Source organism: Nostoc sp. MS1 (assembly GCF_019976755.1).
Classification (GTDB): domain Bacteria; phylum Cyanobacteriota; class Cyanobacteriia; order Cyanobacteriales; family Nostocaceae; genus Trichormus.
The window spans coordinates 6,598,474-6,624,396 of the sequence record NZ_AP023441.1 but is presented as its reverse complement, the minus strand read 5'-3'; the positions used below and the strand labels follow the sequence as shown (position 1 = coordinate 6,624,396).

Genomic DNA, 25,923 nt, shown 5'->3' with positions numbered 1-25,923 from the left:
TGTTCCGCGTTTTCAACAAGAGCGCTGTTTTGCTTGGTTTCAAAGAAAATATCGCCGACTCGTTGTTCGGTGGGAAAGAATTTCTGCCTGCTTCAACGGTTTTCTTTCTCTTGCGACAATTCACATCTGGATTAACAGAATTTTATTCGTGGGATAGGTTCGCGAATTGCTAGTGGGGTTTGCAACGCCCACCGTAGAAGAGGTGGACATTGAATATGATTAGTTTGACAATATTTTTTAAAGACATACGCAAGTGGTGCGTCAGAACCTTTCAAGCGAATCTTATTTATATTTCTCGGTAGAGAAATTCGCTTGACTAAACTTGGTCGAACTGAGAATGCAAATAAGATTCTGGGATATTCTTGAGCTACTACAGCCAGTTCTCCAAGTTTTTCTGCCCAACGTTCTGCTCTAGTTGTCTCATCTAAACCATCTACCGCAATCAGCACTCGAACAGGTAAACCTTCTAATATTGAACCAGTATTAGCGACATAACGAACCTCAGCTTGAATTGCTGCCGATGCGAGGGCATCAAGAACTTGTCTTAGATTCCAAGTAGGCTGACCAATAGCATTTGCTAGTATTAGATCACAACTTTGAGCTAAATCAATATCTCTAGCTCGAATTAAAATAGCAGGCTTTCTCTGAGATAGATGCTGCTGAACTGCGTTTGCCAAAGCATCAGTTTTACCAATACCTGGATTACCGATATATAGGACTGGCTGCCCCCAATCCCGTAGCTTTTGAGGCGTAATTTCTCGCTCGTACCAAAGTTCTAGTAATTTATTTAATTGCCTACCAATAGGTTCAACAGCATTTTCTCACGCGTGATTTCTGTCGTCGGGCAGCAATACATCAATTAAATTCTGCAAATCCCCAGTGCCAGTGGTGTCCAATTTGCTTTCAAAATCAGGAACAGGGAATGAATTACCAGGAGAAAGGCGTTTTTCTAACTCTACCTGTTCAGCGATCGCTTCTATCAACCAATCTTCAGCAGATTGAATCAAATTTTCTGCCTGTGGCAACTCCATAAATTCTGGATAGCGTCGCAAGCGATTTGTTGCGATGAGCCTATCCTCTAGCAGATGACGCATTTTCGTAACGCCTTGAAGCCAAACAGGATAACTACCAGGGCCATTCAAGCGAATATTCAAATCCTGCTCTATTTGCCCAGATTGGTGTAAATCTGGGGTATATCGGTTACGGAGCCAACCATTCTGAGCTTGATTAAACTTCAGATCAAGATACTCTAGATCAGTGACTGAGCCTTCAAACCAATAACGGTGTAATCCTTCACTGCCCAGTTCAGCTAGTAACGCAGTAATCCGAGTTTCATCCCACAAATCAACAGCGATCCCTGGATGATTTGTTTTAGCAAAATTTATGAAGTTATTCCAGCGATCGCGTTCAGTCTCAACTCTTGTTCCGTTTTTACCAGTTCTTCTGACATCACTCAGGTCGCGAGGAACGGCAACTACATATCGAACTAATCCTTTTCTCTGAGCTGCTGCTGTATCAAGAGAACCTTTAATTTGGCTAATTTGGGAAGTTTCAATCCGTTCTCTAAACCATTTTGCTTGTAAACCAATAATATCTCCATTATTCAGCAGAGCATATGCTTCAACGCCTCCATCCCCTCCAGCTCCATTAACAAATATCACCTGACTAACCTGTGAAGGGTACTCATGATAGCACCAGCGCTCAAAAATAATCCCTGTTAGAGACTCAAAAGCGCGTTCAGGGGCATCACCGTAAAGGTTAAAGTTAGACCAGTCCAATTTCGCCTAAACCTTGTTTCAAGTAAACTGTAGTCTATTGAATTGTAACAACCTAATTTTGGGGTGCGTAGGTAATAAATATTACCTTAGTTTTTCCTAGACTTGTATTTATTTATCATATTTAAAGTGAATAAAGCTTTTGACGCTTCGCCATTGTTGCAAAAGGCAAAGAACAATGAGAACATTTTCCTTCCACCCAATCTGCGGGAATTGGGAAAGGCGTTTCACAGTTAGTACATTTGGTTAACAAGCGTAAATTGTGGCGATCGCACTTAAGTTTGTCCTTAAATTGCCACTCGATAAGGTGGCAAGGTACTTCTGCATAGCAAGCAGCACACAATTTAATTGGTCGAGGCTTCATAGTCGCCCCCTTGGGTGGTAGCATCTCCTTGAATTTTTCGACTCCCACCTCAACAAACCTTGCTAATGCCTCTAATTCTTGTAGAGTTGGAAATGGATTAAGGTACAGTTTTTTCCATCGTGTTACTATTGCACCAACTCCCGCTTCTCTACCAACCTGATACCCAGTTAGTAAATTAGCTCTCTCAAAACGACCTAAAAAGTGGCTTATACTTTCCCCTGGTAATGGTTCAACTATATTTATCCAAGCTTCAAAATTATATATTTCTTCTGGCATCTGGATTGATCGGTTTGATGATGTATATTTTAGCTTGCCGTTAATAAATAATCACCTTCAATACTATTTAAAAGTGACTTATCAATTTTATTAACACCAGATTCTAATGCTTTAACTGCTGCATCTCTAAGAATTTGGTCTAGTAATCTAATTTGTCCAGCAGTTTTTCCCTGTAAAATAGTTATAATTTCTTGGTTCTCTGCTAAATTTGATGGCTCAGGTAGTTTCAGAATTTGCTGTTCCCAAATCTTTACCGTTTTTGTAAAGTTTTCTCCTATTAGTTTTTCAAAACTAAAGTATGCTGCAAAACGTCCAGCAACCTGCTCATCTTTACTAATTAATGTATCAAGTCGACTACTTGTACCCACCAATATAGGGATAATCTTTACTTTATCGAATAAGTCTCTAACATCTGGCAGCGTTTTAAATTGAAGTCTATGAGCCTCATCAATAATTAATATTTCTACTTTACATTGCTTAATGAAATACCATGCTCTTTCTCTTAACTGAGTTTCGTTGCCACCTTTCGCCTTAAATTTTAGAATTTCAATAATCGTTTTAAATAAAAGCGATGGGCTGCAAGAACTACCTATTAACTCTATATATAATACAGGCACAACTGGGTTTTGATTTGGAATTTTAACTGCTCGGTTTTGGTAGGTATAAAAAAGAGAAGCTGTGGTTTTGCCCAAACCTGACTCTCCCACTGCCCTTCCAGGTTTTCGTAATTTTCGCCTTTCATCTAACCAAGCACTAAATCTTTTCACTTGTTCAATGTTTAAAATATCTGGTTGTCTAAGACGCTCAATTTCTTGTTGTATTTCTTCATTTGTCATGGTTTACAAACCTAGCTCTTCACGCAATAACTTTAAATCTAATTTTTCTATTAGATCATCGTCTTCGGGTTGAGATATTAATTCCACAACCTGTTCATTTTTCTTTTCTATCAAGACTTGTGGTATTTGCTCTACACGTTTCTCTTCAGAACGGCGACGTTCAGCTTTAGTCTTATTTTTCTTCTGTTGTAAAAAGTTTCTGCGTCTAAGAGCCTCTTCTAAAATCGCAATATTATTTATACCTTTCCCACTATTTTCTGCTTTTTTACGTGCGTATTTAACTTCTTCAATTGATAGTCTGGCTGCTTCTAAACCAACAGCATAAGCACGGGCTAAAAATATTTCCTTATTATTTTTCCGACCATATACTAATACCATAGTGATATCTCTGGGATCGAACCTTAAGATAACTTTTTCGCCTGCGTAAGCTCCTAAATTTTCTCCCCTGTAACGAAGACCAGAAAAATTCAGATAGCCATTGTCATATACAACCCGTTCTGCCGCCTTCATTAAACAAATGTCAAGTTCTCTATCGTTCAGTAAAGTAGGAGGCATTTGTAGTCCTTTCTCCCAACGCTCAATCCGACTTTGTTTTGGTGTTAAAGGGTTGGCTTGACTTCGGGCATCAGGCTTTTGGTTGTAGCTATCAACGATGTAACCAACAATTAATTTTTCTAGCTCAGGAAGACTTATACAAGCTTTTTCTTCAGCTCCCTCTGGACGGTCTTTGACACTTGACCCGGTATAACCTGGCATTTCCGCAAGCAGTCCACTCATGGTTCTAAATGGTCGTTCTACAATGCCACCATCTGAAGGTTGACTTCGCAGTATTGGTTCAAAATCTAATTCGTCAGCAATCCATTCCACTAAATGTTTTGAGATAAAATCTCTACCACCATCTGTATAAACATATTTGGGTACACCGTAAGCACTCCACTTACATCTGAGTTCATACTCAGAACTGTACCTTTTCGGCAGAATTGCATTCCGCAGTGCCAAAGCAACAACTTGAGAACTAGGTGCAGCAAAACCTAGACGGAACCCCACGATGCAGCGAGAATAACAATCTACTACCGTCGTTAATTGAGGACGACCTATCTCTTCACCATACTCGTCCACTAATAAAATGTCAGCTTTAGTATGGTCTATTTGCCAAGCCTGATTGCTGTATTTAATGGATATCTCTTGACCATCACGGGTTTTGATTACGTGTTCCGAACCGTGCCATCCTGGGCTGCGACTAGTGCGTGACTTATGCCTTTTCTGTTCAACCGGCTTGAGCCATCTTTCTACTGTTCTAGTGCTAGGAGGTTTGCCATACTTTGACCAATACTTAAATCCTTGTGTCTGCGCCTTGATTTTTATCAGCTTGTTGATCTCCCAATCTAATTCTTCTCCCCGCAATCCCTGACTTTCTAACCTTGATATTTCAGTTTCTAATTCTTTTTTAGCAAATTCGTAAGCTTTAACCTCAATCTTCTCTGCGACTTGAGTGCGAGTCATGCGATCGCTACCTGTATTCCCTTGTTTATAAATTTTGAGACTCAAGTTATACCAGTATTCGCTTTTCCGCACCTGTCCTTTGTCTGCTCTAGGAACTTCCGCTAAAGCAGCTATACCTTTTTCTTCCCAAGACTTAATTAAACGTCTAACCGTTCGTTCTGATTTACCAAGCTTTTTGGCCGCTTCCTTCAACCTTTGTCCGTAAGTTAGGCGATCGCAAGGTTCACGTAAATTACGGATTATTTCCAGTTTGAGTCTTTGCTCTCCTGACAACCTAAGCTCTGAATCGTCTAAGTATCTCTGATCCAAAAACTCAACTGATTTGTCTTCTTCTACAAAGTTTCCATGATCATTCAATGACTCAAGTTCCATTGAAAAATCGAGTATGTCTGCATCCTCATCATTTTCCAGTTCAAACTGGTTATCTACATCTAAATAACTCATAGATGTGATTTATCTTTGATTATTTGGGTACATTCATACTACTATGAAACTTTGAATAATTGACATTTAATTTTTCGCTAAATTAATAATTGCCATCTAATAAGTCGCAGTCGTTTAAAAAAGTCATGTAATTTGTCGCTAAAGACTGAATAAGCTTGATTCGGCTTTCATTGCTGAAAAGTGTTGGTATGTATGGATTTTTGGTTAAGAAAATACTGTGACAAATAATTTGTCGAAGTGGACAAATTATTTGTCGCTCTACACGTGTAGAGCGACGTTCGACTTACCAAACGCCTGCTGACAAGGGGTTTAATATGAAAGCGGGCGGCGGGAATCGAACCCGCATTAATAGCTTGGAAGGCTATAGTTTTACCACTAAACTACGCCCGCAAGTTTCCAACTTAAATAATATAGCACAGTGTTACCTGAACTTCAAGTATCTTTTGTAAACTTGCATAGGTAAAAGCAGGAGAGCAAAGATAAACAAAAATATAATACCAAACGCAGACCAACTCACATTTCTCAAATTGAGCATTCAAGACACCGTAGTCCCGTTAGTTTTTGCGTCAACGTTTTGTGCGGATTAATTGCTTATTGTCATCAACCTAAGAAGCCTAGCCTACATCTGGACTGGGTTTTACCTTCTTATCTTTAACCCGAACTCAGGTTAACTAAGCTATTGACCAGTTGGCTGTATTGTAATTCTGACGAAAAAATTACTGAAGTCTGGTTTTGTACCATCACGATTACGCGCTGCGGTAAATTTTTCATCTTTAAATAAATCAGCGACAAGTTGCTGGTATACACCCTTGTCTGCTTGTAAACTTGTCGGTTCTATATTGAGGATTATGGCCTGTTGGAAGTTACCATCTTTATTAATGACCAAACTAGCTAGTAACTGTGCTGATTTGATGGTGGAATCGCCTGGAAGATAGCTAGAGTCTACAGTTTTTTCACTACTTCCTCCATATTGAACCAAGACTTCAGGTAAATCATTGGCTAATTGGCGTGCTTCTGCTTCTGGTACAGGTGATAATGTAGCGTAGACGCTAAACGGCTTGTCGCTAGATGTCGCTCCTCTAGGGGTAGAATTTGGTGAATTATTCTCAGTCGGCGTGTTTGCAGGTGCTTCTGTTGGAGTTGGTGTATATTGTTCAGTCGGAATTTTTGCAGTGTCTGTAGATGGATTTTGTGAACTTTCCGCAGATGGGGTGTTTGTAGTTTCTGTAGAGGGATTAGCGGAATTATTTTCAGGTGGAGTGCTGGCAGTGTCTCCATTAGGATTAGATGAATTATCTTCAGGTGGAGAATTTGCGGTGTCACCAGTTGATGTTCCTGCATTATCCTCGTTACCACGTGGAGTTTGTTCTTCTGTGGCTGGCGATTTTTGTACTTGTTCTGGTGTAACAGGTGGAATATCTGAGGGTAATGGCTGTCCCTGTCCCAGTTCAATTTCTTCACGACGCTGCCAAGGAAGTTCACCTACAGGAACTGTAGATGTTGTTGGTGTCGGTGCTGGTTCTGGTTCCGTGGTTACTGTCGGTGTTGGTTCGGGTGTGGATGTGGTTTCTGGTTTTGTGGTTACTGTCGGTGTTGGTTCGGGTGTAGGTGCTGGTTCTGTGGTTGGTGTTGGTGTAGACTCTGCTTGAGGAATAACTTCCGGTGGATATTGAGCAATATTACTATTACTTTCTGGCTGAGATTGCTCACCAGAATTTATAATTTCAGCATCCCGATTTGTAGAGGTTGGCGCTACTGGCTGTTGAGTTTGCCCTGAAGGTTTATCTGTAGAGGTGGTTTGAGGAGCAACTTCTATCAACTCAATCAGGACAAAACTCTGCTCTTGCTGCGGAAACCATAATCCCACAACATTAGATGAACGTATTAACCAAAAAGCCAATAAGTGTAGTGAAGCTGAACCTAAAGCTACACCAAACCATAAGCCAGGAGGATCACTGTGTCGCCGCCACACTTTAGCGGGAATAGGAGTTTTATCCGCTACCGATGTTGTCATGACAATGTAAATATATGCTTCGGAGCTACTGCTGTTAGATGTAGATTGAATATTAGCTATTAGCCATTAATTCTGATTTAACAACAAAGGTCAGAACGGTTTCATCTACTCCTTTAAGTTTTAGCGGACTACCTTTAGTAATTTCTTCGTCTTGTAAGTAATCTGCCACAGCCGCAGAAACCAAAATTGTACCTGGGACAGCCGCCGCTTGCAATCGAGCAGCAATATTTACACTAGGGCCAATTGCTGTATAGTCGGCACGTTCAGCACTGCCAAACATACCCACAACAGCCGTCCCTTGGTGAATACCGCAGCGAAACTGTACACCACCATCAGCGTGAGAATCAAAGATTCCTTGATCACGCCAGCGCTGATTTAATTGAACTAAGGTGCGTTGCATTGCTTTAGCTGTATTTACGGCTCGACGCACCTGTTCATTTGGGGTAAGTTCTTCCGGCGCTCCGTAGAGAGCGAGGATAGCATCCCCCATAAACTTATCAACAGTGCCACCATTATCAAACACAGCCCTGGTCATGGTTTCCAAATACTCATTGAGTAATTCTGCCACTCGGCGGGATCTGAGAGTATTGGCTAACTGTGTAAAACCAACGATGTCACTAAACAGCACCGTAATTAAGCGTGGCTCTGGCCGTAAGTCTAAGCTTAACGCACCCGCAGCAGCTTTTGAAACCAATGCAGGGGGTAAAAAGCGTTTGAGAACTGATTCTGTGAGGTAAGTGTTTAACTCCAAGACTCGCCTTTCATTTTCTTTCAAGGCTAAAAGATTCCGAACCTCTGCCAGAAGTTCCCGATCATTAAATGGTTTAGCTAAATAAGCATCAGCCCCATTTTCTGTACTTTCGATGCGGGTTTCTTCATCAACTTTAGCCGTTAGTAAGATGATTGGTGTTCCTTTGATTTGATCTTCATTGCGAATCATCCGAATCATTTCTACTCCCGTCACCAAAGGCATCATCAAATCAGTAATGATGAGGTTGGGTGAGATTTCCTGAGCTTTACCAAATCCTTCATAACCATTACGAGCTGTATAGACTTGATAGCCACTACGACGGAGGATATCTGAAACGTAAGTCCGTAAATCGGGGTTGTCGTCAACAACGAGGATGGTATGAGTACTAAGTGGGGAGTGGGGAGTGGGGAGTTGGGAATGGGGAGTGGGGAGTGGGGAGTGGGAAGTGGTGTCTATATGTAAATCATCTGATGTTGTTTCTACCAGTTCCAAGTCAGCTAGTTCTACACTGGCGCGGCTGGTGGTGAGTTCTGTCGGGGTGTCTAATACTTGCTGTGTAGGTAGGTGAGTATTCCCAGCCAGCAACCACAGGGTAAAAGTTGTGCCTTTACCATAGACTGATTCAACAGTGACTTTACCACCATGTAGTTCTACTAATTCTTTAACTAAAGCTAAACCTAAACCACTACCTTCATAGGAACGGTTTTCTGAACCTTCGGCTTGGCGGAAACGTTCAAACAGATAGGGGATTTGTTCTTTAACAATACCAATACCTGTATCTTCGACTTGCAATATACAGTGGTTGCCTTGAGATGCCAGCTTGACGGTGATTGTCCCACCTTCTGGCGTAAATTTCATGGCATTTGACAAGAGGTTATAAACCACTTTGTCAAATTTTTCCATGTCTATATATACTTGGGGGCATTCATCTAATTGGGTAACTAGATTTAGTGCCTTTTTCTCGGAGTAGGGACGAAATGATTCGGCAATTTGACTGACAAAATCAACCAAGTCACAGGGACGGAAATTTGGCTGCATTCTTCCAGCATCGAGGCGTTGCAAATCTAGTAGTTGATTGACTAGCCGCAACAGTCGCCGGGAGTTACGCAAAGCGATCGCACTTTGGGCATAAGATAACCCCTCACCCGCTCCTACAGCCGATTCTAATGGCCCTTGAATTAAGGTGATGGGTGTGCGAAATTCATGGGATATATTCTGGAAAAATTCGGTTTTTTGTTTATCTAATTGCAGCAAGCGCTCGGCTTGTTCGCGGGTTTTTTGGTATAAATTTGCTTGTTGTACTGCGATCGCCGCTTGTGCAGCTACAGCTTTTGTCAGTTCAATATCAGACGCTAACCAGTTCCGGCTTTTCTTCCCTTCTCGGAGGGTAATACTACCGATACATTTACCATCTGCCAATAAAGGCACAAGCATAAGCGATTGCGCTGGCATTTTCAATGGTAAGTCAAAGCCCTTGGTTTCCCAAGCGGACTGATTTATATCCGTAATTATTACAGGCTCATGTGTCCTTAATATTTCTTGTAAAATCGGATTTTCTAAAATTGGCGTGTGAGATTCAGGTAATTCCTGTATTACATGATGATGATTTTCTCTAAAATCTCGGCCATGTTGAGAGCTATCATACAACCCCACACACTTAACAAATTCATCGTCTTCAGTCCACAAAGAAAGAACACAACCATCAACTTGTAAGGCTTGCCCCAGTTGTTGGGTAATAGCTGCAAAAATATCTTCAGGGTTAAGGCTAGAACGAATAGCTGTTGTAATTGTATTAATTAAAGACTCCCGCTTTGCCAGCGCCCTTACCTGTTCGTAGGCATAAGCCTGCGACAAAGCCAAGGCAGCTTGATCTGCTACCATCGAAACTAACTGTACTTCTTCTTCCCCCCAGATACGCCCTTGAGAACATTGATGTAGTGCCAAGACTGCCATTAATTCTTGTTGGCAAATTAAAGGCACAATTAAACTAGAACGAATATCAGCCGCCGCAAAAGCATCACTTCTGCGCTGTACTCCGTGAATGCGCTCATCGCCTGTTACATCATGAATAATCTGCACTTCGTGGGTTTCCCAGACAGTTTCAGCCACCAAAGTCAAGGGAGCAGTATCATTGATGATATTTGTGGTTGCAGATGATGCAGTTTTTTGATAGGTAAACCCTTCGTCTACTAATTGCCCATCTTGAAAGGGACGTAATAGACAGACATCTACCTCTAACATATGACCGACTGTATCGACAATTGCCTGCAAAATTTGTCGATAGTCTAAGGCGCTGCGGATGGTATTAGTAACTGTGTTCAGCAGCGACTCTTGCCGCAGGGTGCGCGTTAATTCCCGCGTGCGTGCTTTCAAGACATTATGAGTATCAAGGGCTTGGCGGACTACAGCTTTGAGTTCTTCAGCTTCCCAAGGTTTGGTGACATATTTGAATACTTTACCAGCATTAATTGCTTCTACTAAGTCTTCTACGTCAGTATAACCAGTTAAAATAATCCGAATAATATCTGGGTATTGTGTAGCTGTTAAACTCAAAAATTCTGTACCACTCATAATCGGCATTCGCTGATCGGAGATGATCACAGCGACATCTCCCTCTTGCGCCAGCAAATCCAGTGCCGCAGGGCCAGATATAGCCCTCAGCACCTTGTAGTCACGATAAAAGGTGCGGTAAAGCAAGTCAAGGTTGTCTGGTTCATCGTCAACAACCAATATTTTAGGCTTACTGTTTACTGGGGATTTCATGCACCGCTTTCCTGCTTTAATGGCAGTCGGATAAAGGTTAATGTGATTGGGAAGGAGTTTTTCACAGTAATTTGCCTCAATGGCTTTTCAAAACTGCCATATGCGCTGGCGCTGTGCAATGGGTTTGTGTATAGCTTTTGCTTTACAGATTTGATACTGACTAACCAAATCTTGCCTCACCTCCGATAAATGAAATTAAGTGTTACTCTATACATTCCTCAGTCTGGCGCTAAAACCAGATGAAGCTACATATTAAGTTTGCCCTTTGTCACTATTGCACTAACACATTTACGTAAATTTTATTTATCGCAGTTTTTTAGGGTGAAAAGTGAAGGAGAGGCAAGGAAGTGAGGAGTGCTAAAGGAAAGAAGCAGGGGGGCGAACTTCGGGCGGGGGCAAGGGTGAGAATTTTCTCCTCTGTTCCCTGCTCCCTTACCTCTTCTGTCTCCTGACTGTGGACTATTGACTATTGACCAATTACCAATGACTATTAAATCAATTTACAAGTCCAATTTTCTCAGTTGCTGTTTAGAATATTTGAGAAGATTTTATTTGAATAAGATTAATATTCAACTAACCTTGACATACTGGTTTTTTGATCCATCCCGCCGCAAGCCAGTTACAGCAGCAGCAGAGTCTGTTTCTCACCAATTCCGGGTTCGTGCTGCCACATCTGCTGATTTGACTGGTATTTCTCAGATTATTGCCGAAAGTTTTCACTCTCAGAATGGTTTCTGGGGATGGGCCTTTCCACTACTACGTTTAGGGATTTATGAGGATTTCAGGCATCGCCTTCTGTCACCCGCTCCTCATCACCTCTGTTTGGTGGCTGTGGAAACTACCGATAACGGCATTGAGAAGTTAGTGGGAACTGTAGAAATTGGTGTACGTTTTAATGATTACTGGACACAATCAGGTAAAAGTTTTCCTTACCTGTCGAACTTAGCTGTTCATCCCAAATATCGGCGGCATGGAGTGGCTTCACAGTTACTTCTCAAATGTGAACAAGTTTCTCAGGAATGGGGATTTCAAGACTTGTACCTCCACGTTCTAGAAAACAACTACCAAGCACGGCAACTTTATTTTAAGCTGGGCTATCGCGTACACAAGGTTGATTCGCAGTGGAATAATTTTTTCTTTAAGCGCTCTCAACAGATTTTGCTCCATAAACACATCAATATTAGTTCAGTTAGCTAAATTTTCTTGTATGGTAGAAAGGTGAGGAGATGGCGATCGCCTATAGGATAAATTGACATACCTGTTACGAAGATTTCTTAATCTTGAGTGAGTTTATCTTAGTTTATTATTCTCTGTGCAGAGGTTTTTAATCAGTATTTTGTGTCAATCACCTTAATAGTTTGGTTAAAAGTTATAAGCTGATAAACTAGGTTATTAACTAATAAGAAATTACAAGGCTGAGAATTTAGAACAGTTGTATAAATGAGCTTGTATGCTTTGATATAGCAGATTTATAGCTTCTTTGGGTAACAACTTTCCCTAATTCCCTGAAAATAACTTTAGCAAAGTTGTACTAAATTCCCTGTGGGATTGATACCCTTATAGTTTTTCCAGAATTTATATTCTTGCTGGCAAAATCATATGATGTTCATTATGCAATCTTCACATAAAACATGGATTTACTATAACTTTAGTGAAAAAAAAATCTAGTAAAATCTAAAATTATGGTTTGATTCCAGTATCAGTAAAATTACCTTAAATAATTTCCTAAATCCTTACAGTAACTTGTCATTGAATATGGATGACTTTATCAAAACTTTAAGAAAAAAAGTGCATAATTTAGAGACAATTGCGCTTAATTCACATACAATGTGATTACCCAAATTAGAGATTGTTGTGGATTCATTTGTGTCTTAGTTAAATTGAATAGCAAATCTATACTACTAAGAAACAACAGAGCAAAAGTGGATTTAATTACAAACTCCACTGTTAGTCTTTCAAGTAACTCAGTTATTCAAAAGTTTACAAAACATGGATAGCGAAAAACTCCGACGCTATCAAGTAACTATGATATCAACTTACTACCCTGACACAAGTTGCCTTGACAATTTTGTCATGCCAGATGGAACTGAGCAATCGCATAGCTCGGACATTATGACACTTCTGCACAGTGGGGAAGTTCTTATCGTCAATAGTCGGAGACGGAACGGATTAATATTATTTAAACGCTATCATGCAGAATTTGCAGGTCCTGGTGCAGCTATCGGCGGAGATTATGATTACGATTGCCAAATGGTAATACCTATAGGTAATCTTTCTCTACTAACACCAGAATCCTATGAAGAACGTCAAAAAGCTTATTTAATTAGACGACAGTGGATTCGCTTAATTAAACAAATTACAGAAAATACAGTTCCTCAGCAGCGAGTACAAAGAATTTTAGATCAATTTGAACAATATTTCCCACCTGCTACAGTGGCTGAATTACCTGATATTGCTTTTGCTTTATTAGTAGGGGTGTTACCGCAAACGGTGAATATGGTGCGCCGTTGGGGTAGTGAAATTGAATAAGGGACAGATCAATTCAAAATACAAAATACCCTACGGGTTCGCGGAGCGTTCCGTTGGCGCAGCCTCTCGTAGAGAAGGAAAGCTAAAGCTACAAAATTCAAAATTTAAAAACTTCTGGAGAGTAGAGACAGACTCAAAAGGCATTCAATTGGCAAAGTAGTTAGTAGGGTGCGTCAGTACGAAAAACCCTAGCTATACCAAGAAAATATTCATACCGACGCACCCTACAATTTTGGATACTTTTTATCTGAAAGTAGATATAGGTTGGGTGGGTTTCGCTACACTTAACCGAACCTACTCTAGCTAACCTCTTACTTCTCTTAATACCGCTTGTATATGATTAAGTGTACGTTGGTTTTCTTCTGGGCTGCCGATAGTAATTCTTAATCCGCCGCTAATTTGGCGTATTAAGGTTCCATAATTTCTGAGTTGTTGATGTAGGTTTTGTAATGTAGCTGCTGATGAAGTGTCACTATTTGATTGGAGTCTTAGGAAGATAAAGTTGGCGGCGCTTTCGGAAACTATCAATTCTGGATGTTCAGAGAAAGCAGTGATGAGTTTGGCGCGTTCCTCTAAGGTTTGGGCAATTGACTCTAGCAATGTAGCACGATTTTGTAAAGCAACTAGAGCAGATGCAATTGAGAAACTAGGTAGATTGTAAGGTAAACGGACTTTTTCTAAAATAGCGATCGCTTCTGGATGAGCGACACAATAGCCAACGCGCATGGCTGCTAACCGGAAAGCTTTGGAAAAGGTGCGTAAAATTACCCAATTAGGACGCTGTGTTAATTCACTAATGAGGGTATTTTGGCTAAATTCAAAGTAAGCTTCGTCAATAACTACTAAAATTCCTTCATTAAGACTTTTCAACCAAGCTAACTCGTTTGCAGTTAAAGGGTTAGCTGTTGGTGAGTTGGGATGAACGACAAACACCGCTCGAATAGGAGGATTTTGTGTTTGGCTAATGGCAGTTTGGGCTGCTGTCAAGTCGAGTTCAAAATTTGTAGTATCTCTAGATATCGACACTACAGGAATACCTAAAGTTTGTGCCAAAATCCCATACATAGAAAAAGTGGGATTGGCGACTAAAATTGCTCCTTCTCCGCCTAAACAAGTAGCAATTAATAAAGAACGGATTAACTCATCCGAACCATTACCAACAGAGATATTAGCGGCTGTAAATTGTGATGATGGAAGATTGGCCGACTCATTGACATACTCAGCGATCGCACTTTTAAGCGCCTCATGTCCGCCATCGGGATAACGATTACTTTCGATTATCTCCTGAAAATGCCAAGCGAGCTTTTGTTTTAACTCGGATGGCAAATCATAGGGGCTTTCATTGGTATCCAACCGATCTAATTGGGTGGGAACGGCTGCGGCTGTAGCGCTGCTGGGATGGGGTTTGTAGGCAGTGAATTGGGCTAAATCTGAGCGGATAAAAGGGAGCATAATTTTTAGTCATTAGTCATTAGTCATTGGTCATTGGTCATTAGTCATTAGTCATTAGTCAACAGTCAAACAGCTAAGGGTTTTGGACTATTGACTGTTAACTATTGACTATGGACGAATAGGCAAATTGCTTGCCAGATTTCTTCCATCACATTGCTTAAGGCGTGGTCGCTGTTTAGTTCTATTAATTCTACCCAAGGACGGTAACGAGCAAAATCGCGGCTGGCTGTGATGGGGATAACTTCGTCTTGTTTACCGTGGAGAATCAAGGTGGGGATAGGGCGCTGTAAGGAGTCTTCTTGATATTGGGCTGAATCTGTGACGAAATTGTAACTCAAGGGTAATGTTTGTCCTTCGCCATAATGATACACCGGATAGTACCCTTGTTGCTGCCAACGTTGTACTGCTTCTTCTCCCAGTTTGGGCAACCAGTGAGATAGAAAACCAAAAGCTGGCGCTAATAAAACTAGACGTTGCACTTGTGAATATTGCTGTGCCATGTGAGCAGCAGTTAAACCCCCTAAACTAGAACCAATTAGTGTGACTTGAACAGAATTATCAGGAAGAAGCGCCGCTACTTGTTGAATTTGGCGTGTGATAGTTAACTCAGAAAATCCCCCTGTATTGAGGTCAGGAATTGTGATTAGTGTATCAATTTGGGCAAAGCGCTGACTAATATCTTGTGCTTTAGCAGATTGAGGGCTAGAAGCAAAGCCGTGGAGGTAGATATATTTGGTCATGGGAAATGGGGAGTGGGGAGTGGGGAGTAGGGGGAGATGAGGGAGATGAGGGAGAAAATTTTAACTCCTGCCTCCTTCCTGCCTCCTGCCTCCTGCCTCCTCCTATCGCATAGTGACAAATTCCTCGGCGGCGGAGGGGTGAATGCCGACAGTAGCATCGAAGTCTTTTTTGGTTGCTCCCATTTTGACAGCGATCGCTACACCTTGGATAATTTCCGCAGCATCGTCACCTACCATGTGAGCGCCTAAAACTTTGTCAGTGTTGGCATCTACTACCAACTTCATCATTGTCCGCTCTTGTTTGCCTGTGAAACTATGGTACATGGGGCGGAAGCGGGTACGGTATATTTTTATAGCGTCGTCACCGAATTTTGCTCTTGCTTCGGTTTCTGTTAACCCGACTGTAGAAGCTTGTGGGTTGGAAAATACAGCCGTGGGTACGGTTTGGTGGCTGAACTCTCGGCGGTTGTTGCCAAATTCACTATCAGCAAAGGCGCGACCTTCGCCAATAGCTACGGGGGTTAGGTTTAAGCGGTCTGTGACATCGCCCACTGCAAAGATATTTGGTTGGCTGGTTTGGCTGTATTCGTTTACCGCAATGGCATTTGTGGTACTATATCCAGGCCCTTCTATAGCAGAACCAACGACTTCAATACCAGCATTTTCCAAACCAAGTCCATCTACATTAGGAACTCTACCTGTAGCTACTAAAAATACATCGGCGATGATTGGTTCTTGATTTTCACCAGATAAGCTGATTTTTAAACCTTCTGGGACTTTTTCAACTGCCGTGACTACGTTCTTGGGAATAATCCGAATACCATGATTTTTCATTCCTTCTTCAATGTCGGTACGGATATCTTCGTCAAAACCTTTGAGAATTTTGTCGCCTCTGGTAATTTGGGTGACTTCTGAACCCAAACCGCGCATAATGCCAGCAAATTCTGTACCGATGTAACCAGAACCAATAATGGCTATGTGTTTTGGTTGGGTTTTGAGGTGAAATATTTCGTTGGAAGTGATGCCATACTCCATACCCGGTAGGTCTGGTTTTATAGGACGACCACCAACGGCAATTAAAATTTTATTGGCAGTATATTTGCGATCGCCTACTTCCACTGTATGTGGATCTACCAAAGTAGCACGACCTGAGATTAGTTCTACACCCGCCTTTTCCAAAAAGCTGATGTGCAGTTGTGACAGTCGGCGGACTTCCTTATCTATAGATGTAATGAAATGTTCCCAATTTAGTTCTGCTTTACCAACTTGCCAACCGTAGCCGGCTGCATCCTCAAACAAAGCCGGAAAGTGAGAACCATAAACCATGAGTTTTTTCGGAACACAACCCCGAATAACACAGGTTCCCCCAACTAGATCATTTTCAGCGATCGCAACTTTTGCCCCATAGCTTGCAGCCCTTTTGGAAGCAGCCAAACCTCCAGAACCTGCACCAATGACGAACAAGTCATAATCAAAAGTCATAATAACCTAACATATTTTTGCTGACTCTTTAAATTTAACAGTTGACTGTTGACTGTTAACTGCTGAAAACATATTTGAGGGACAAAGCAAATACCTATGAAATATCTCTGCGTACCGCCGCGTTAAAAAGGATTTATGAGAATCCTCCCATAAATCCAACGTTGCTTAAGTCTAACCAACAGCTAACTTACCCCAAGTCACATAAGGCAACTGACTAGCGGTAACACGAATTTGCTCACTATTTGCTACCAACTGACCGCAAGCATCCCAAACCCCAGTAGTGAAAGCTGTTCTTGTTCCCTCACTAATGCTAACTGGGGCGCTGAAATCACCAAATTGCACTTGTAGGGTTTCTAAATCTATGGTGATAGGTGTTTGGGGATTAGCAAAGACTAAATCTTGCAGTTGTTTGACAATTGCCGCATCTGCCGTTACAGCAGGTACACCTATCGCTACACAATTACCGAAGAATATTTCTGCAAAGCTTTCGCCTATTATGCCTTGAATACCCCACTTTGCTAGGGCTTGTGGTGCGTGTTCCCGTGATGAACCACAGCCAAAGTTACGGTTAACTATTAAAATGTTTGCACCTTGATACTGGGGTTGGTCAAAAGGATGCTCACCTTTTAAGGCTGTGCGGTCATCAATAAACGCACCTTCACCCAACCCATCAAAAGTAATAGCTTTAAGATAACGAGCAGGAATGATGCGATCGGTATCTATATCATTACCCACTAAAGCTATACCACGACCTGTAACTTGTTTAACTTCGCTCACCATAATTTTAATTTTTTAGCTGAATAAATATTAGGGGCGTGTCAGTTATAAATTATTAGGTGATGTTCACTGATAACTGATAACTGATAACTGTCCTACAGCAACTCTCGTACGTCTGCGACTTCACCCTTAATTGCAGCCGTCGCCACCATCGCCGGACTCATTAACAGGGTGCGACCGGAGGCTGAACCTTGTCTGCCTTTGAAATTGCGGTTGGAAGACGAGGCACTGATTTGTCTACCTTCCAATTTGTCGGGGTTCATCGCCAAGCACATCGAACATCCAGGTTCGCGCCATTCAAAGCCTGCGGCTTGGAAGATTTTATCTAAACCTTCGGCTTCAGCAGCTTTTTTCACTCGTTCGGAACCAGGAACTACAAATGCTTTGACTCCTTCAGCGACGCGGCGACCTTGGGCAATTTTGGCGGCTTCTTGGAGGTCGCTGAGTCGTCCGTTGGTGCAGCTACCGATGAAGCAAACATCAATCTTAGTACCTTTAATTGGCTGACCGGGATATAAATCCATGTAACGGTAAGCTTCTTCAGCTACAAAGCGGTCTTCTTCTAATAGTTCTTCTGGTTGGGGAATCAATTGGTTCACTCCAATACCTTGACCGGGAGTAATTCCCCAGGTAACTGTCGGGGGAATATCGGCGGCGTTGAAGACTACCACATCATCGTATTCAGCATCACCATCGCTCTTAATTGATTCCCACCAAGCCACGGCTTTGTCCCAGTCTGCGCCTTGGGGGGCAAAGTCCCTACCTTTGAGGTAATCGTAAGTTACTTGATCGGGATTGACATAACCGCACCTTGCACCACCTTCAATGGCCATGTTGCAGACTGTCATCCGTTCTTCCATATTCATTTGTTCAAAGGTCGTACCCGCAAATTCGTAGGCATAACCTACACCACCTTTTACGCCCAGAGTACGGATGACATGCAGGATGACATCTTTAGCATATACACCGGGGTTGAGAGTGCCGTTGACTTCAATTTTGCGGACTTTGAGTTTGGAGAGGGACAGTGTTTGAGAGGCGAGAACGTCGCGCACTTGGCTAGTACCAATACCAAATGCGATCGCACCAAATGCCCCATGACTAGAAGTGTGGCTATCTCCACAAGCAATGGTCATTCCCGGTTGGGTTAGTCCTAATTCGGGGGCAATTACGTGAACTATACCTTGGTTGCCAGAACCGATATTGTAAAAAGTTATGTTATTTTCTTGACAATTCTGCTCTAACGCTTGGATCATTTCTTCTGCCAAGCGATCGCTAAAGGGGCGTGCTTGATTATCTGTGGGTACAATATGATCGACCGTCGCCACAGTCCGCCCAGGAAATAATACTTTTAAGCCTCGTTCCCGTAACATAGCAAAGGCTTGGGGACTGGTGACTTCATGGATAAGGTGTAGCCCAATAAATAGCTGTGTTAGCCCTGAAGGAAGAGTACCAACAGTGTGTAAGTCCCAAACTTTATCGAACAGGGTTCCTTTGCTCATACGTCAATCGTTAAATAACGAGTCAGAGTTTTTATAGTATCAAAAAAAGTCAATCTTTGTTATGTATATGCTCTTAATCAGCAATAACACGGATCAGCGCAAAACCATCGTAACCTTTGCTGCCTACTGTTTGGATTGCTGTTGCACTTATACGCGGTTCAGAAGCTAGTATTTCATTGAAACGGCGTATTCCTTGAACATTAGGATCGTTACTATCAGGGTCAATCACAGTTCCGTTACGCACCACATTATCGGCGATGATGAGAGTACCAATACGGGACAGCTTAAGCGCCCACTTCAAATATTCTGGATTGTTTGGCTTGTCGGCATCAATGAAAATGAGGTCAAAGGGGCCGACTCCCTCGGTGGCAAGTTGTGCCAAGGTATCGAGAGCTTGTCCGATGCGCAAATCTACAGTATCCTCTAGTAGTCTGCCAAGGTAACTTTGCTAAGTAAAACCTCTAATTGGTAAAATAGCCAAAAACGGGGTGTAACATGGCGAAAAAGTACATTGTTGACTTGAATGAAGAGGAAGTTTCTCAGCTACAAGCAATAATTAAAAAAGGTAAACACAAAGCAAGAACCATAACCCGTGCAAACATTCTTCTAATGGCTTCTGAAGGAGAAACGGATCAAGCGATCGCTAGCATAGTTAGAGCGCATGTTGCAACAGTGCAACGAATACGAGAAAAATTTGTCATTGGGGGGTTAGATTTTGCTTTAAAGGATGAAGTTCATCCACCAAAACCTAAAAAGTTAGATGAAAAACAAGAAGCATTTTTAATTGCCACTGCTTGTTCCAATCCACCAGTTGGAAGAGTACGTTGGACAATGCAATTATTAGCGGATCATTTAGTGAACGTTGGTATCATAGATTCAATTTCGGACGAAACAGTGCGTCAAACTTTAAAAAAAATGAAATCAAACCGTGGTTAAAACAACAGTGGTGCATTCCTGAAGTTAACGCAGAATATGTTTTCCGAATGGAAGATGTGTTGGATTTATACAATGAGCCTTATGATCCTAAACGTCCTGTAGTCTGCTTTGATGAACGTCCCTACCAACTAGTAGAAGAAGTAAGACTTCCTTTGCCACCAGAGCCGGAGCAGCCTGAACGTTATGATTTCGAGTATAAACGTAACGGGACAGTAAATTTATTTGCGTGTTTTCAACCCTTGGCAGGTTGGCGGCATATCGAAGTTACAGAACGTCGAACTAAAGTCGATTTTGCTAAACAGATGAAAAATTTAGTAGATGTTTGCTACCAAGATGCTGATGTTATTCGTTTGGTAGTTGATAACCTGAATATTCATACTCCCAGCGCATTATATGAAGTTTTTCCACCAGAAGAAGCACGTCGAATTATTCAAAAATTAGAGTTTCACTATACTCCTAAGCACGCTTCTTGGTTGAATCAAGTAGAAATTGAATTATCTGTTTTATCCCGCCAATGTTTAGAACGGCGTATTCCTAATGCAGAAACATTAACTTCTGAGATTGCCGCTTGGGAGAAACAACGTAATCAGCAAAAAGCCAGTGTCTATTGGGGTTTCCAAACCAAAGATGCTCGCCGAAAAATGCAGCGTTTATATCCAACTCTAACCTAGCAAAGTTGTCTTGGCAGACTACTAGACCAGCATTGACGATATTAGAATGAGCGACTTCGGCGTGCTTTGAGTTAGCTTCTAGGGTGATGAGACGACCATCAGTAGATAAAGCTCGTGCTAACCAGATTGTACTATAAGCCCCTAGTGTCCCAATTTCGAGAATAGTTCGCGCTCCTTGAATTTGTGCCAGCAGTAGCAGCAATTTACCCTGATTTGGTGAAACATTGTGTGGTGGTAGGCCAGCATTAGCACTAGATTGGAGTGTGGTATCTAAGACAGGATCGGGTGGTATGAACAAATCGGTGATGTAGCGATCGACTGCGTTCCATTGCTCCTGAGTCATATATTTTTACCGAGTATTATTCAAGAATCGGCTGTAAAAAAATGCTGTCTAAATCTACTTGAGGTAGTTTAGCTTAATACAGTTCAGATAAGAATTAACCGCCGATATAACTTGATTTCACAGATGAGCAATCAAGTAATGCGATGTGCGATCGCTTCTGCATCTATCGCTAGATGTATTCTACTCAAAACCCATCTGGTAGACTTAAGAGGTTGTATACCGTCAGTTGCTCCACCATCCAGACAGTATATGTTCTTATAGTTATGCCAGAGGAAAATACTATGTCGTGGATAGAATTAAGCCTCGATACAACAAATGAAGGAGTTGATTGGGTATGTACGTTAGTTGCACAAACTATCGATATTAATGATGTTTACATCACAGAATATACCCAAGTCAATCAAGAGGAGACTAGCTATCCTAGTTGGGCATTTACGATTAATTTATACTTAGCCTATGATGTCTATTCACGGACACGGATAGACAAAATAATTAGTTTGCTATCTCCCTTAGAACGTACAGGAATAGCAACAGCAATTCGCACAAATATGGTTGAGGATAAACTTACAAACGTAAATGCACTCAACCCTGTTATTAATAAGGTTGGTAAAAGGTTTTTTGTACTGGCTCCTTATGTACACTATCAACCAGAAACAACCGATGAAGTTATTTTAAGACTAAATAAAAGTTTCGCCTTCGGTAGTGGTTTTCATCCTGCAACAATTCTCAGTCTCAAGTTGATTGAGCGATATGTCCTCCCCGGAATGAATACTCTGGATTTAGGTTCAGGTTCAGGTATTCTTAGCGTAGCTATGGCAAAATTAGGCGCAACAGTTTTAGCGCTAGATAATGATAGTGCTGCTGTCCAAGCTACTCAAGATGCTGTTATGCTTAATCAGGTTGAGCAGCAAGTAAAAGTTATGGCTGGCAGTTTGGGTTCTGGTAGCGCTTTAGGACATTGGATGAACCAAGAAATTACAGATCATGTATCAACAGTTCAACCGACAAAAAGCTTCGACCTGATAGTTGCAAATATTTTGGCAAGAGTTCATGTCGCTCTCGCTGATGACTTTCAATCTGCGCTGCGTCAAACTGATGCAAATAAAGGGCTATTAATTGCCTCCGGTTTTACTAGTGACCATGAAGAAAATGTTACTACTGCTTTTACCAATGCTGGGTTCGAGTTCGTTGATTGTGAACGGTTAAATGAGTGGGTTGCATTTGCTTATCGTCTGATGTAATAACTTTATCGATTTTCAAAAAACTGGGTTTGTCAACTAACCTACAGAACAACTCTGGATGATATGTCTGTTGTAAGATTGGCATTTCTTGCCAACATTGGCGACAAAAAAAGTAGACCTCACGACTGCGAATTTGGCGTAAAAGCCGAGTAGAGCAGCAAGGACAATTATTCATGATGTTGAAAATTTATAAAAAGTTATTTCAAAAAATGTAAAGATAAGTAAATAAGAGTTTCTTTACTTATCTATTTAAATCATTATGTTTTTACTCAATAATATCTTCAGTAAGAATACGCAAAAAAGTATAAAGATTATTAAAGGTATATATTTATTAAGTAGACTTGCTTACATAAATTAATTAGAAAGCTAAATTATTAGTACTGCTACGAGAGACAATCTGAAGCAATTAATGAAAATAATAATGAAGAACTATTGACAATATAAGTACAATTACTGCTGTTGTCGAAATCTGTTGATAATGGAGACATTTTAAAATAAAAAACGCGATCGCTTAGGCGATCGCGCTAGTAAATTGATTTATACTTGAGGGCAATTTTTAAATCCAAATATCGGATGTGGAGTCACCGCCTGGATAGCGCATTTCATGGGCGCGAGATGGGCCTGCGGGTTCTTTGCCAAAATCAACATAGAAGTTTTCGTTGATTTTCAAGCCACCATTTTCTGTATCACAATCAATTTGTAATAAATAAGAACCCGTTTTTGATAAGTCTGGGTAAAACTGATTATCCCAACTACTAAATAGGGAATTGGTCACGTAAAGGCGTTTACCATCTAGGCTAAGTTGAATCATTTGTGGCCCGCCTGCCAACTTATGACCTTGGACTTCACTACTTTTACCGAGTAAACCACCACACCAAACTTGACCAGTGAGTTGGGGATGAGATGGATCACTAATATCATACTGACGAATATCGCCATGTAACCAGTTAGAAAAGTAAATGTAGCGATCGCTTACAGAAATGAGAATATCAGTAATTAGCGATGGCACAGGTATCGGCCAGCCTTCCACTTCTACAGAGGGAATATCAATAACTTTCTCTACCTGCCAATGTCCGTTAGGCTTGTGCCAATGCCAAACGTTACTACTAAGTGCGGCAGCAACAAATCCATGTGTACTGTCAGGGTTATGGTGAAACCTCACTTCTAGAGGAATTAACCCTTCTTCACCCAAGTCAAAGGTTTGCGTGATTTTGCGGTTTTGCCAATCCCAAAAATGAATTTGCTGACCGTAATTCCCGGCGGTAACATCATTGAGGTCGAAGCCAGGAAAAAAAGTTTTGGGTGCGCCCCACTCACTACTTACCATGACGTTATGACGCGGTTGATACCAAAAGTCATAATTAAACCGCATTCCCTCGGCTTGATGTTCCCAGCGTCCAGCGATGTCAAAGTTTTCATCTAATAATAAAAAACCACCTGGGCCATTACCTTCACTATCACCCAACATGGAAATCATCACATGACCATCGGCTAAACAGTGGACGGTGTGCGGTGCAGTGAGATTAGTCTTGGCTTTTATTTCTTCTGGTTCAATAACTTTATAGAGTTTTGGCGCTTTTGCCTCTGCTGTATCTACTATATAGATGCGGCTGGAGCGCAAACCAGGAATAATCGTAAACCTGCGGGATTTACTAGCATCATCATGACAAGAACTACAAGCATTCCAACCAAAATGATGTAATTCATCACCTATGTAAGGCATAGGTAGGCGATGGATGATTTGCGAGTATGTAAGTGAGTCTGGATCTACGTCTATAGTAGCGAGGTAATCTGGTGCTTCAATTCCTGTACCTGTGTAGAGTGCGATCGCATATAATACTTTTTCTCGTTCTGCTTGAATAGCTGCTTCTGGAGAAGCATAGCCAGGGCCGCAACACGCATGAGTCATAATTATATTCCCCTGTATATTTACAAAATTTAGTTAAGGTAGTGGCTAATAGAATTAAACAATTACCCATTACCTATTACCAATTACCGAACTTGATATAATTCAGTATAATTACAACCAAATTTGTAATCCTTGTTCTTTGAGATATCTTAATCCTGAGATAATTTCTTGTGGTCTACCCCAAACTTCTAAATCAAACCAGCCATCATTTTCGCTGCTTTTTTCTAATAAAGCTCCTAAAATATTGACGGTTAATCCACAACAAGTTACTAAACCAGCAATGATAGGAGATGAACGGTAACTTTGGGGAATGCAGACATGGAATTTAGCACGATTAGTTTTTCTTTCTATAGCTGTAATTTCATCTTCTAATGCTTGGCTCAATCGCTCCTGATTAACATTACCATGCACCAGTTTTAATTTGCTTCCTTTGCCTTTTATATATGTCAGTTTAATGTCTTCAACTTCTATAGTTAATGTTTGCAAGTATTCAATAGCTGCATTTACATCTTCCTCTTTACCTTGTATTTCCAAATTAAACCAACCGTCTTTTTTAGTATCTGCATCTAAAAAAGCGGCGGTAATATTAACTGTTAAACCATAGCGAGAAATTAACCGTGAGAGGACTGGCTGGCGATGGTAAAACTGAGGAACACGAATGCAAATTTCACCTACCACAGAATGTATAACTGGAGATATAGCCATCACCTTAATTCCTAAAATAATGATGAGAGATTAAGTATATTTGCTGCGTTGCCAAGAAACCTTGTATTGATTCCCCTATTTGATAATTGCTGATGAGTTATAAATTAAAATGTTAGTCTTATTAAAAGTACAATAAACCTACAAGTTTACCGCTAATTATAGCGTAAGTTTTATTTGGACGCTAATACTGACGTAACTACAGCCCCAAACTCAAAAATCCTTGTGAAAACAGCCTTCTTAATTTGAATTTTGAATTGATACTACGCCGATCGCCTGAATTGCTTTTCCTGATGACGCTGCTGTAATTTATACATATGGTTGAATAAATGCCAGCAATATTCCTCTGGTAATCCACAGGTAACTGCACCACGTAGCACAACATTAAAATACCAGTCGTTAGGTGCGACTTCTTCCTCTAATTTATTCACCACTATGTAGGTACGAACATCCTGATATATACGATTTTGTGTATGGATTTCTACTGATTCGTGGCGATAGAGGTTCTGAGACACACCTTCACGTTGGTCTAAATATTCACTCAAGCGTAGAGGTAATTGGTAGAGTACACCTTTAACACTGGCTTTGGAGTCTTTAACTATATCTAAAACGCCACACTTGCGAGTCGGTAAGTAGAGATGAAAACCCAAACGATAACCTTTTAATACTCCAGGGCCGATGATGTAGGGGTGAGTATTCTCCCCAAGCGATCGCTTCAAATCTACTGGACACATACATGAGCCATAAGCAAAATAATAGAACATTGGCTCTTTGTGTAACTGATGCTGCGATTCCATTTCTAACTTTACAGGATGATGAGATTGCACCCAAGTATGATGCGGGTGTGAGGTTTGCTGGCTCATTTATCCCTGGAAGTATGTACTACTGTCAATATTCTACTATAAAGATTTCACAA

The 25,923-nt window shown here is 41.1% G+C and carries 21 protein-coding genes, 1 tRNA gene and 2 pseudogenes; 6 read left to right on the top strand and 18 right to left on the bottom strand.

Annotation, left to right across the window (positions count from 1 at the left end; genetic code table 11):
* Window positions 1–131: 131 nt before the first annotated feature.
* The 6 genes from NSMS1_RS28685 to NSMS1_RS28660 all read right to left on the bottom strand — a co-directional run bounded on the left by NSMS1_RS28685 (window position 132) and on the right by NSMS1_RS28660 (window position 5,588).
* On the bottom strand, window positions 132–677 hold the full coding sequence (locus tag NSMS1_RS28685) for a hypothetical protein (RefSeq protein ID WP_224088076.1): 546 nt from the start codon (window positions 675–677) through the stop codon (window positions 132–134).
* 144 nt (window positions 678–821) lie between these two features.
* On the bottom strand, window positions 822–1,778 hold the full coding sequence (locus NSMS1_RS28680) for a hypothetical protein (RefSeq protein WP_224088075.1): 957 nt from the start codon (window positions 1,776–1,778) through the stop codon (window positions 822–824).
* Window positions 1,779–1,899: 121 nt separating this feature from the next.
* On the bottom strand, window positions 1,900–2,415 hold the full coding sequence (locus NSMS1_RS28675; protein ID WP_224088073.1) for a TniQ family protein: 516 nt from the start codon (window positions 2,413–2,415) through the stop codon (window positions 1,900–1,902).
* A 29-nt stretch (window positions 2,416–2,444) separates the two neighbouring features.
* Window positions 2,445–3,251 (bottom strand): TniB family NTP-binding protein, encoded by an 807-nt coding sequence (locus tag NSMS1_RS28670; RefSeq protein ID WP_224088071.1) that lies wholly within the window; start codon window positions 3,249–3,251, stop codon window positions 2,445–2,447.
* 3 nt (window positions 3,252–3,254) lie between these two features.
* Window positions 3,255–5,198, bottom strand: coding sequence for a Mu transposase C-terminal domain-containing protein (locus tag NSMS1_RS28665; RefSeq protein WP_224088069.1), 1,944 nt, complete (start codon window positions 5,196–5,198; stop codon window positions 3,255–3,257).
* A 319-nt stretch (window positions 5,199–5,517) separates the two neighbouring features.
* Window positions 5,518–5,588, bottom strand: a tRNA-Gly gene (locus NSMS1_RS28660).
* A 124-nt stretch (window positions 5,589–5,712) separates the two neighbouring features.
* Here NSMS1_RS28660 and NSMS1_RS28655 point away from each other — a divergent pair.
* Window positions 5,713–5,853, top strand: a pseudogene (locus tag NSMS1_RS28655) (IS982 family transposase); the annotation flags it as partial.
* 21 nt (window positions 5,854–5,874) lie between these two features.
* Here the strand turns inward: NSMS1_RS28655 and NSMS1_RS28650 are convergent.
* Window positions 5,875–7,212, bottom strand: a complete 1,338-nt coding sequence (locus tag NSMS1_RS28650; protein ID WP_224088067.1) for a hypothetical protein — start codon at window positions 7,210–7,212, stop codon at window positions 5,875–5,877.
* A 52-nt stretch (window positions 7,213–7,264) separates the two neighbouring features.
* The gene (locus NSMS1_RS28645) at window positions 7,265–10,726 is read right to left on the bottom strand and encodes a response regulator (RefSeq protein ID WP_224088065.1); all 3,462 of its coding nucleotides are present in this window, start codon (window positions 10,724–10,726) and stop codon (window positions 7,265–7,267) included.
* A gap of 483 nt (window positions 10,727–11,209) precedes the next feature.
* Here NSMS1_RS28645 and NSMS1_RS28640 point away from each other — a divergent pair, with 483 nt between their 5' ends.
* Window positions 11,210–11,923, top strand: a complete 714-nt coding sequence (locus tag NSMS1_RS28640; protein WP_224088063.1) for a GNAT family N-acetyltransferase — start codon at window positions 11,210–11,212, stop codon at window positions 11,921–11,923.
* 792 nt (window positions 11,924–12,715) lie between these two features.
* Entirely contained in the window at window positions 12,716–13,255 is a 540-nt protein-coding gene (locus NSMS1_RS28635) for a hypothetical protein (protein ID WP_224088061.1), read from the top strand.
* A gap of 303 nt (window positions 13,256–13,558) precedes the next feature.
* On the opposite strand, the gene NSMS1_RS28630 is transcribed toward NSMS1_RS28635, so the two are convergent.
* From NSMS1_RS28630 to NSMS1_RS28605, 6 genes are all read right to left on the bottom strand, one after another.
* Window positions 13,559–14,707, bottom strand: coding sequence for a histidinol-phosphate transaminase (locus NSMS1_RS28630; RefSeq protein ID WP_224088059.1), 1,149 nt, complete (start codon window positions 14,705–14,707; stop codon window positions 13,559–13,561).
* A 101-nt stretch (window positions 14,708–14,808) separates the two neighbouring features.
* The gene (locus NSMS1_RS28625) at window positions 14,809–15,447 is read right to left on the bottom strand and encodes a YqiA/YcfP family alpha/beta fold hydrolase (RefSeq protein ID WP_224088057.1); all 639 of its coding nucleotides are present in this window, start codon (window positions 15,445–15,447) and stop codon (window positions 14,809–14,811) included.
* A gap of 102 nt (window positions 15,448–15,549) precedes the next feature.
* Complete coding sequence (gene gor, locus NSMS1_RS28620) at window positions 15,550–16,929, bottom strand: glutathione-disulfide reductase (protein ID WP_224088055.1); 1,380 nt, start codon at window positions 16,927–16,929, stop codon at window positions 15,550–15,552.
* A gap of 171 nt (window positions 16,930–17,100) precedes the next feature.
* Entirely contained in the window at window positions 17,101–17,709 is a 609-nt protein-coding gene (gene leuD, locus NSMS1_RS28615; RefSeq protein WP_224088053.1) for a 3-isopropylmalate dehydratase small subunit, read from the bottom strand.
* 92 nt (window positions 17,710–17,801) lie between these two features.
* A complete protein-coding gene (leuC, locus tag NSMS1_RS28610; protein ID WP_224088051.1) occupies window positions 17,802–19,205 on the bottom strand; it encodes a 3-isopropylmalate dehydratase large subunit in 1,404 nt (467 codons plus the stop codon).
* 73 nt (window positions 19,206–19,278) lie between these two features.
* Window positions 19,279–19,614, bottom strand: a complete 336-nt coding sequence (locus NSMS1_RS28605) for an O-methyltransferase (protein WP_224088049.1) — start codon at window positions 19,612–19,614, stop codon at window positions 19,279–19,281.
* A gap of 86 nt (window positions 19,615–19,700) precedes the next feature.
* Between NSMS1_RS28605 and NSMS1_RS28600 the strand changes: the two genes are divergently transcribed.
* Window positions 19,701–20,812, top strand: a protein-coding gene (locus NSMS1_RS28600) for an IS630 family transposase (RefSeq protein ID WP_411908649.1) whose coding sequence is annotated in 2 segments (ribosomal slippage) — window positions 19,701–20,121 and window positions 20,121–20,812 — 1,113 coding nt in all. Because the reading frame shifts where the segments join, the coding sequence is not laid out codon by codon here.
* Window positions 20,813–20,846: 34 nt separating this feature from the next.
* Here NSMS1_RS28600 and NSMS1_RS28595 read toward each other — a convergent pair.
* Window positions 20,847–21,155, bottom strand: a pseudogene (locus tag NSMS1_RS28595) (O-methyltransferase); the annotation flags it as partial.
* Window positions 21,156–21,278: 123 nt separating this feature from the next.
* On the opposite strand from NSMS1_RS28595, the gene NSMS1_RS28590 reads away from it, so the two are divergent.
* Both NSMS1_RS28590 and NSMS1_RS28585 read left to right on the top strand, forming a co-directional pair.
* A complete protein-coding gene (locus tag NSMS1_RS28590; RefSeq protein WP_224088047.1) occupies window positions 21,279–21,416 on the top strand; it encodes a hypothetical protein in 138 nt (45 codons plus the stop codon).
* Between the two features lie 20 nt (window positions 21,417–21,436).
* On the top strand, window positions 21,437–22,396 hold the full coding sequence (locus tag NSMS1_RS28585) for a 50S ribosomal protein L11 methyltransferase (protein WP_224088045.1): 960 nt from the start codon (window positions 21,437–21,439) through the stop codon (window positions 22,394–22,396).
* 556 nt (window positions 22,397–22,952) lie between these two features.
* Here NSMS1_RS28585 and NSMS1_RS28580 read toward each other — a convergent pair.
* The 3 genes from NSMS1_RS28580 to NSMS1_RS28570 all read right to left on the bottom strand — a co-directional run bounded on the left by NSMS1_RS28580 (window position 22,953) and on the right by NSMS1_RS28570 (window position 25,870).
* A complete protein-coding gene (locus NSMS1_RS28580; RefSeq protein WP_224088043.1) occupies window positions 22,953–24,305 on the bottom strand; it encodes a selenium-binding family protein in 1,353 nt (450 codons plus the stop codon).
* A 111-nt stretch (window positions 24,306–24,416) separates the two neighbouring features.
* Window positions 24,417–25,010, bottom strand: a complete 594-nt coding sequence (locus NSMS1_RS28575; protein WP_224088041.1) for an NIL domain-containing protein — start codon at window positions 25,008–25,010, stop codon at window positions 24,417–24,419.
* Window positions 25,011–25,270: 260 nt separating this feature from the next.
* The gene (locus NSMS1_RS28570) at window positions 25,271–25,870 is read right to left on the bottom strand and encodes a gamma-glutamylcyclotransferase (RefSeq protein ID WP_224088040.1); all 600 of its coding nucleotides are present in this window, start codon (window positions 25,868–25,870) and stop codon (window positions 25,271–25,273) included.
* Between the last annotated feature and the right edge of the window lie 53 nt (window positions 25,871–25,923).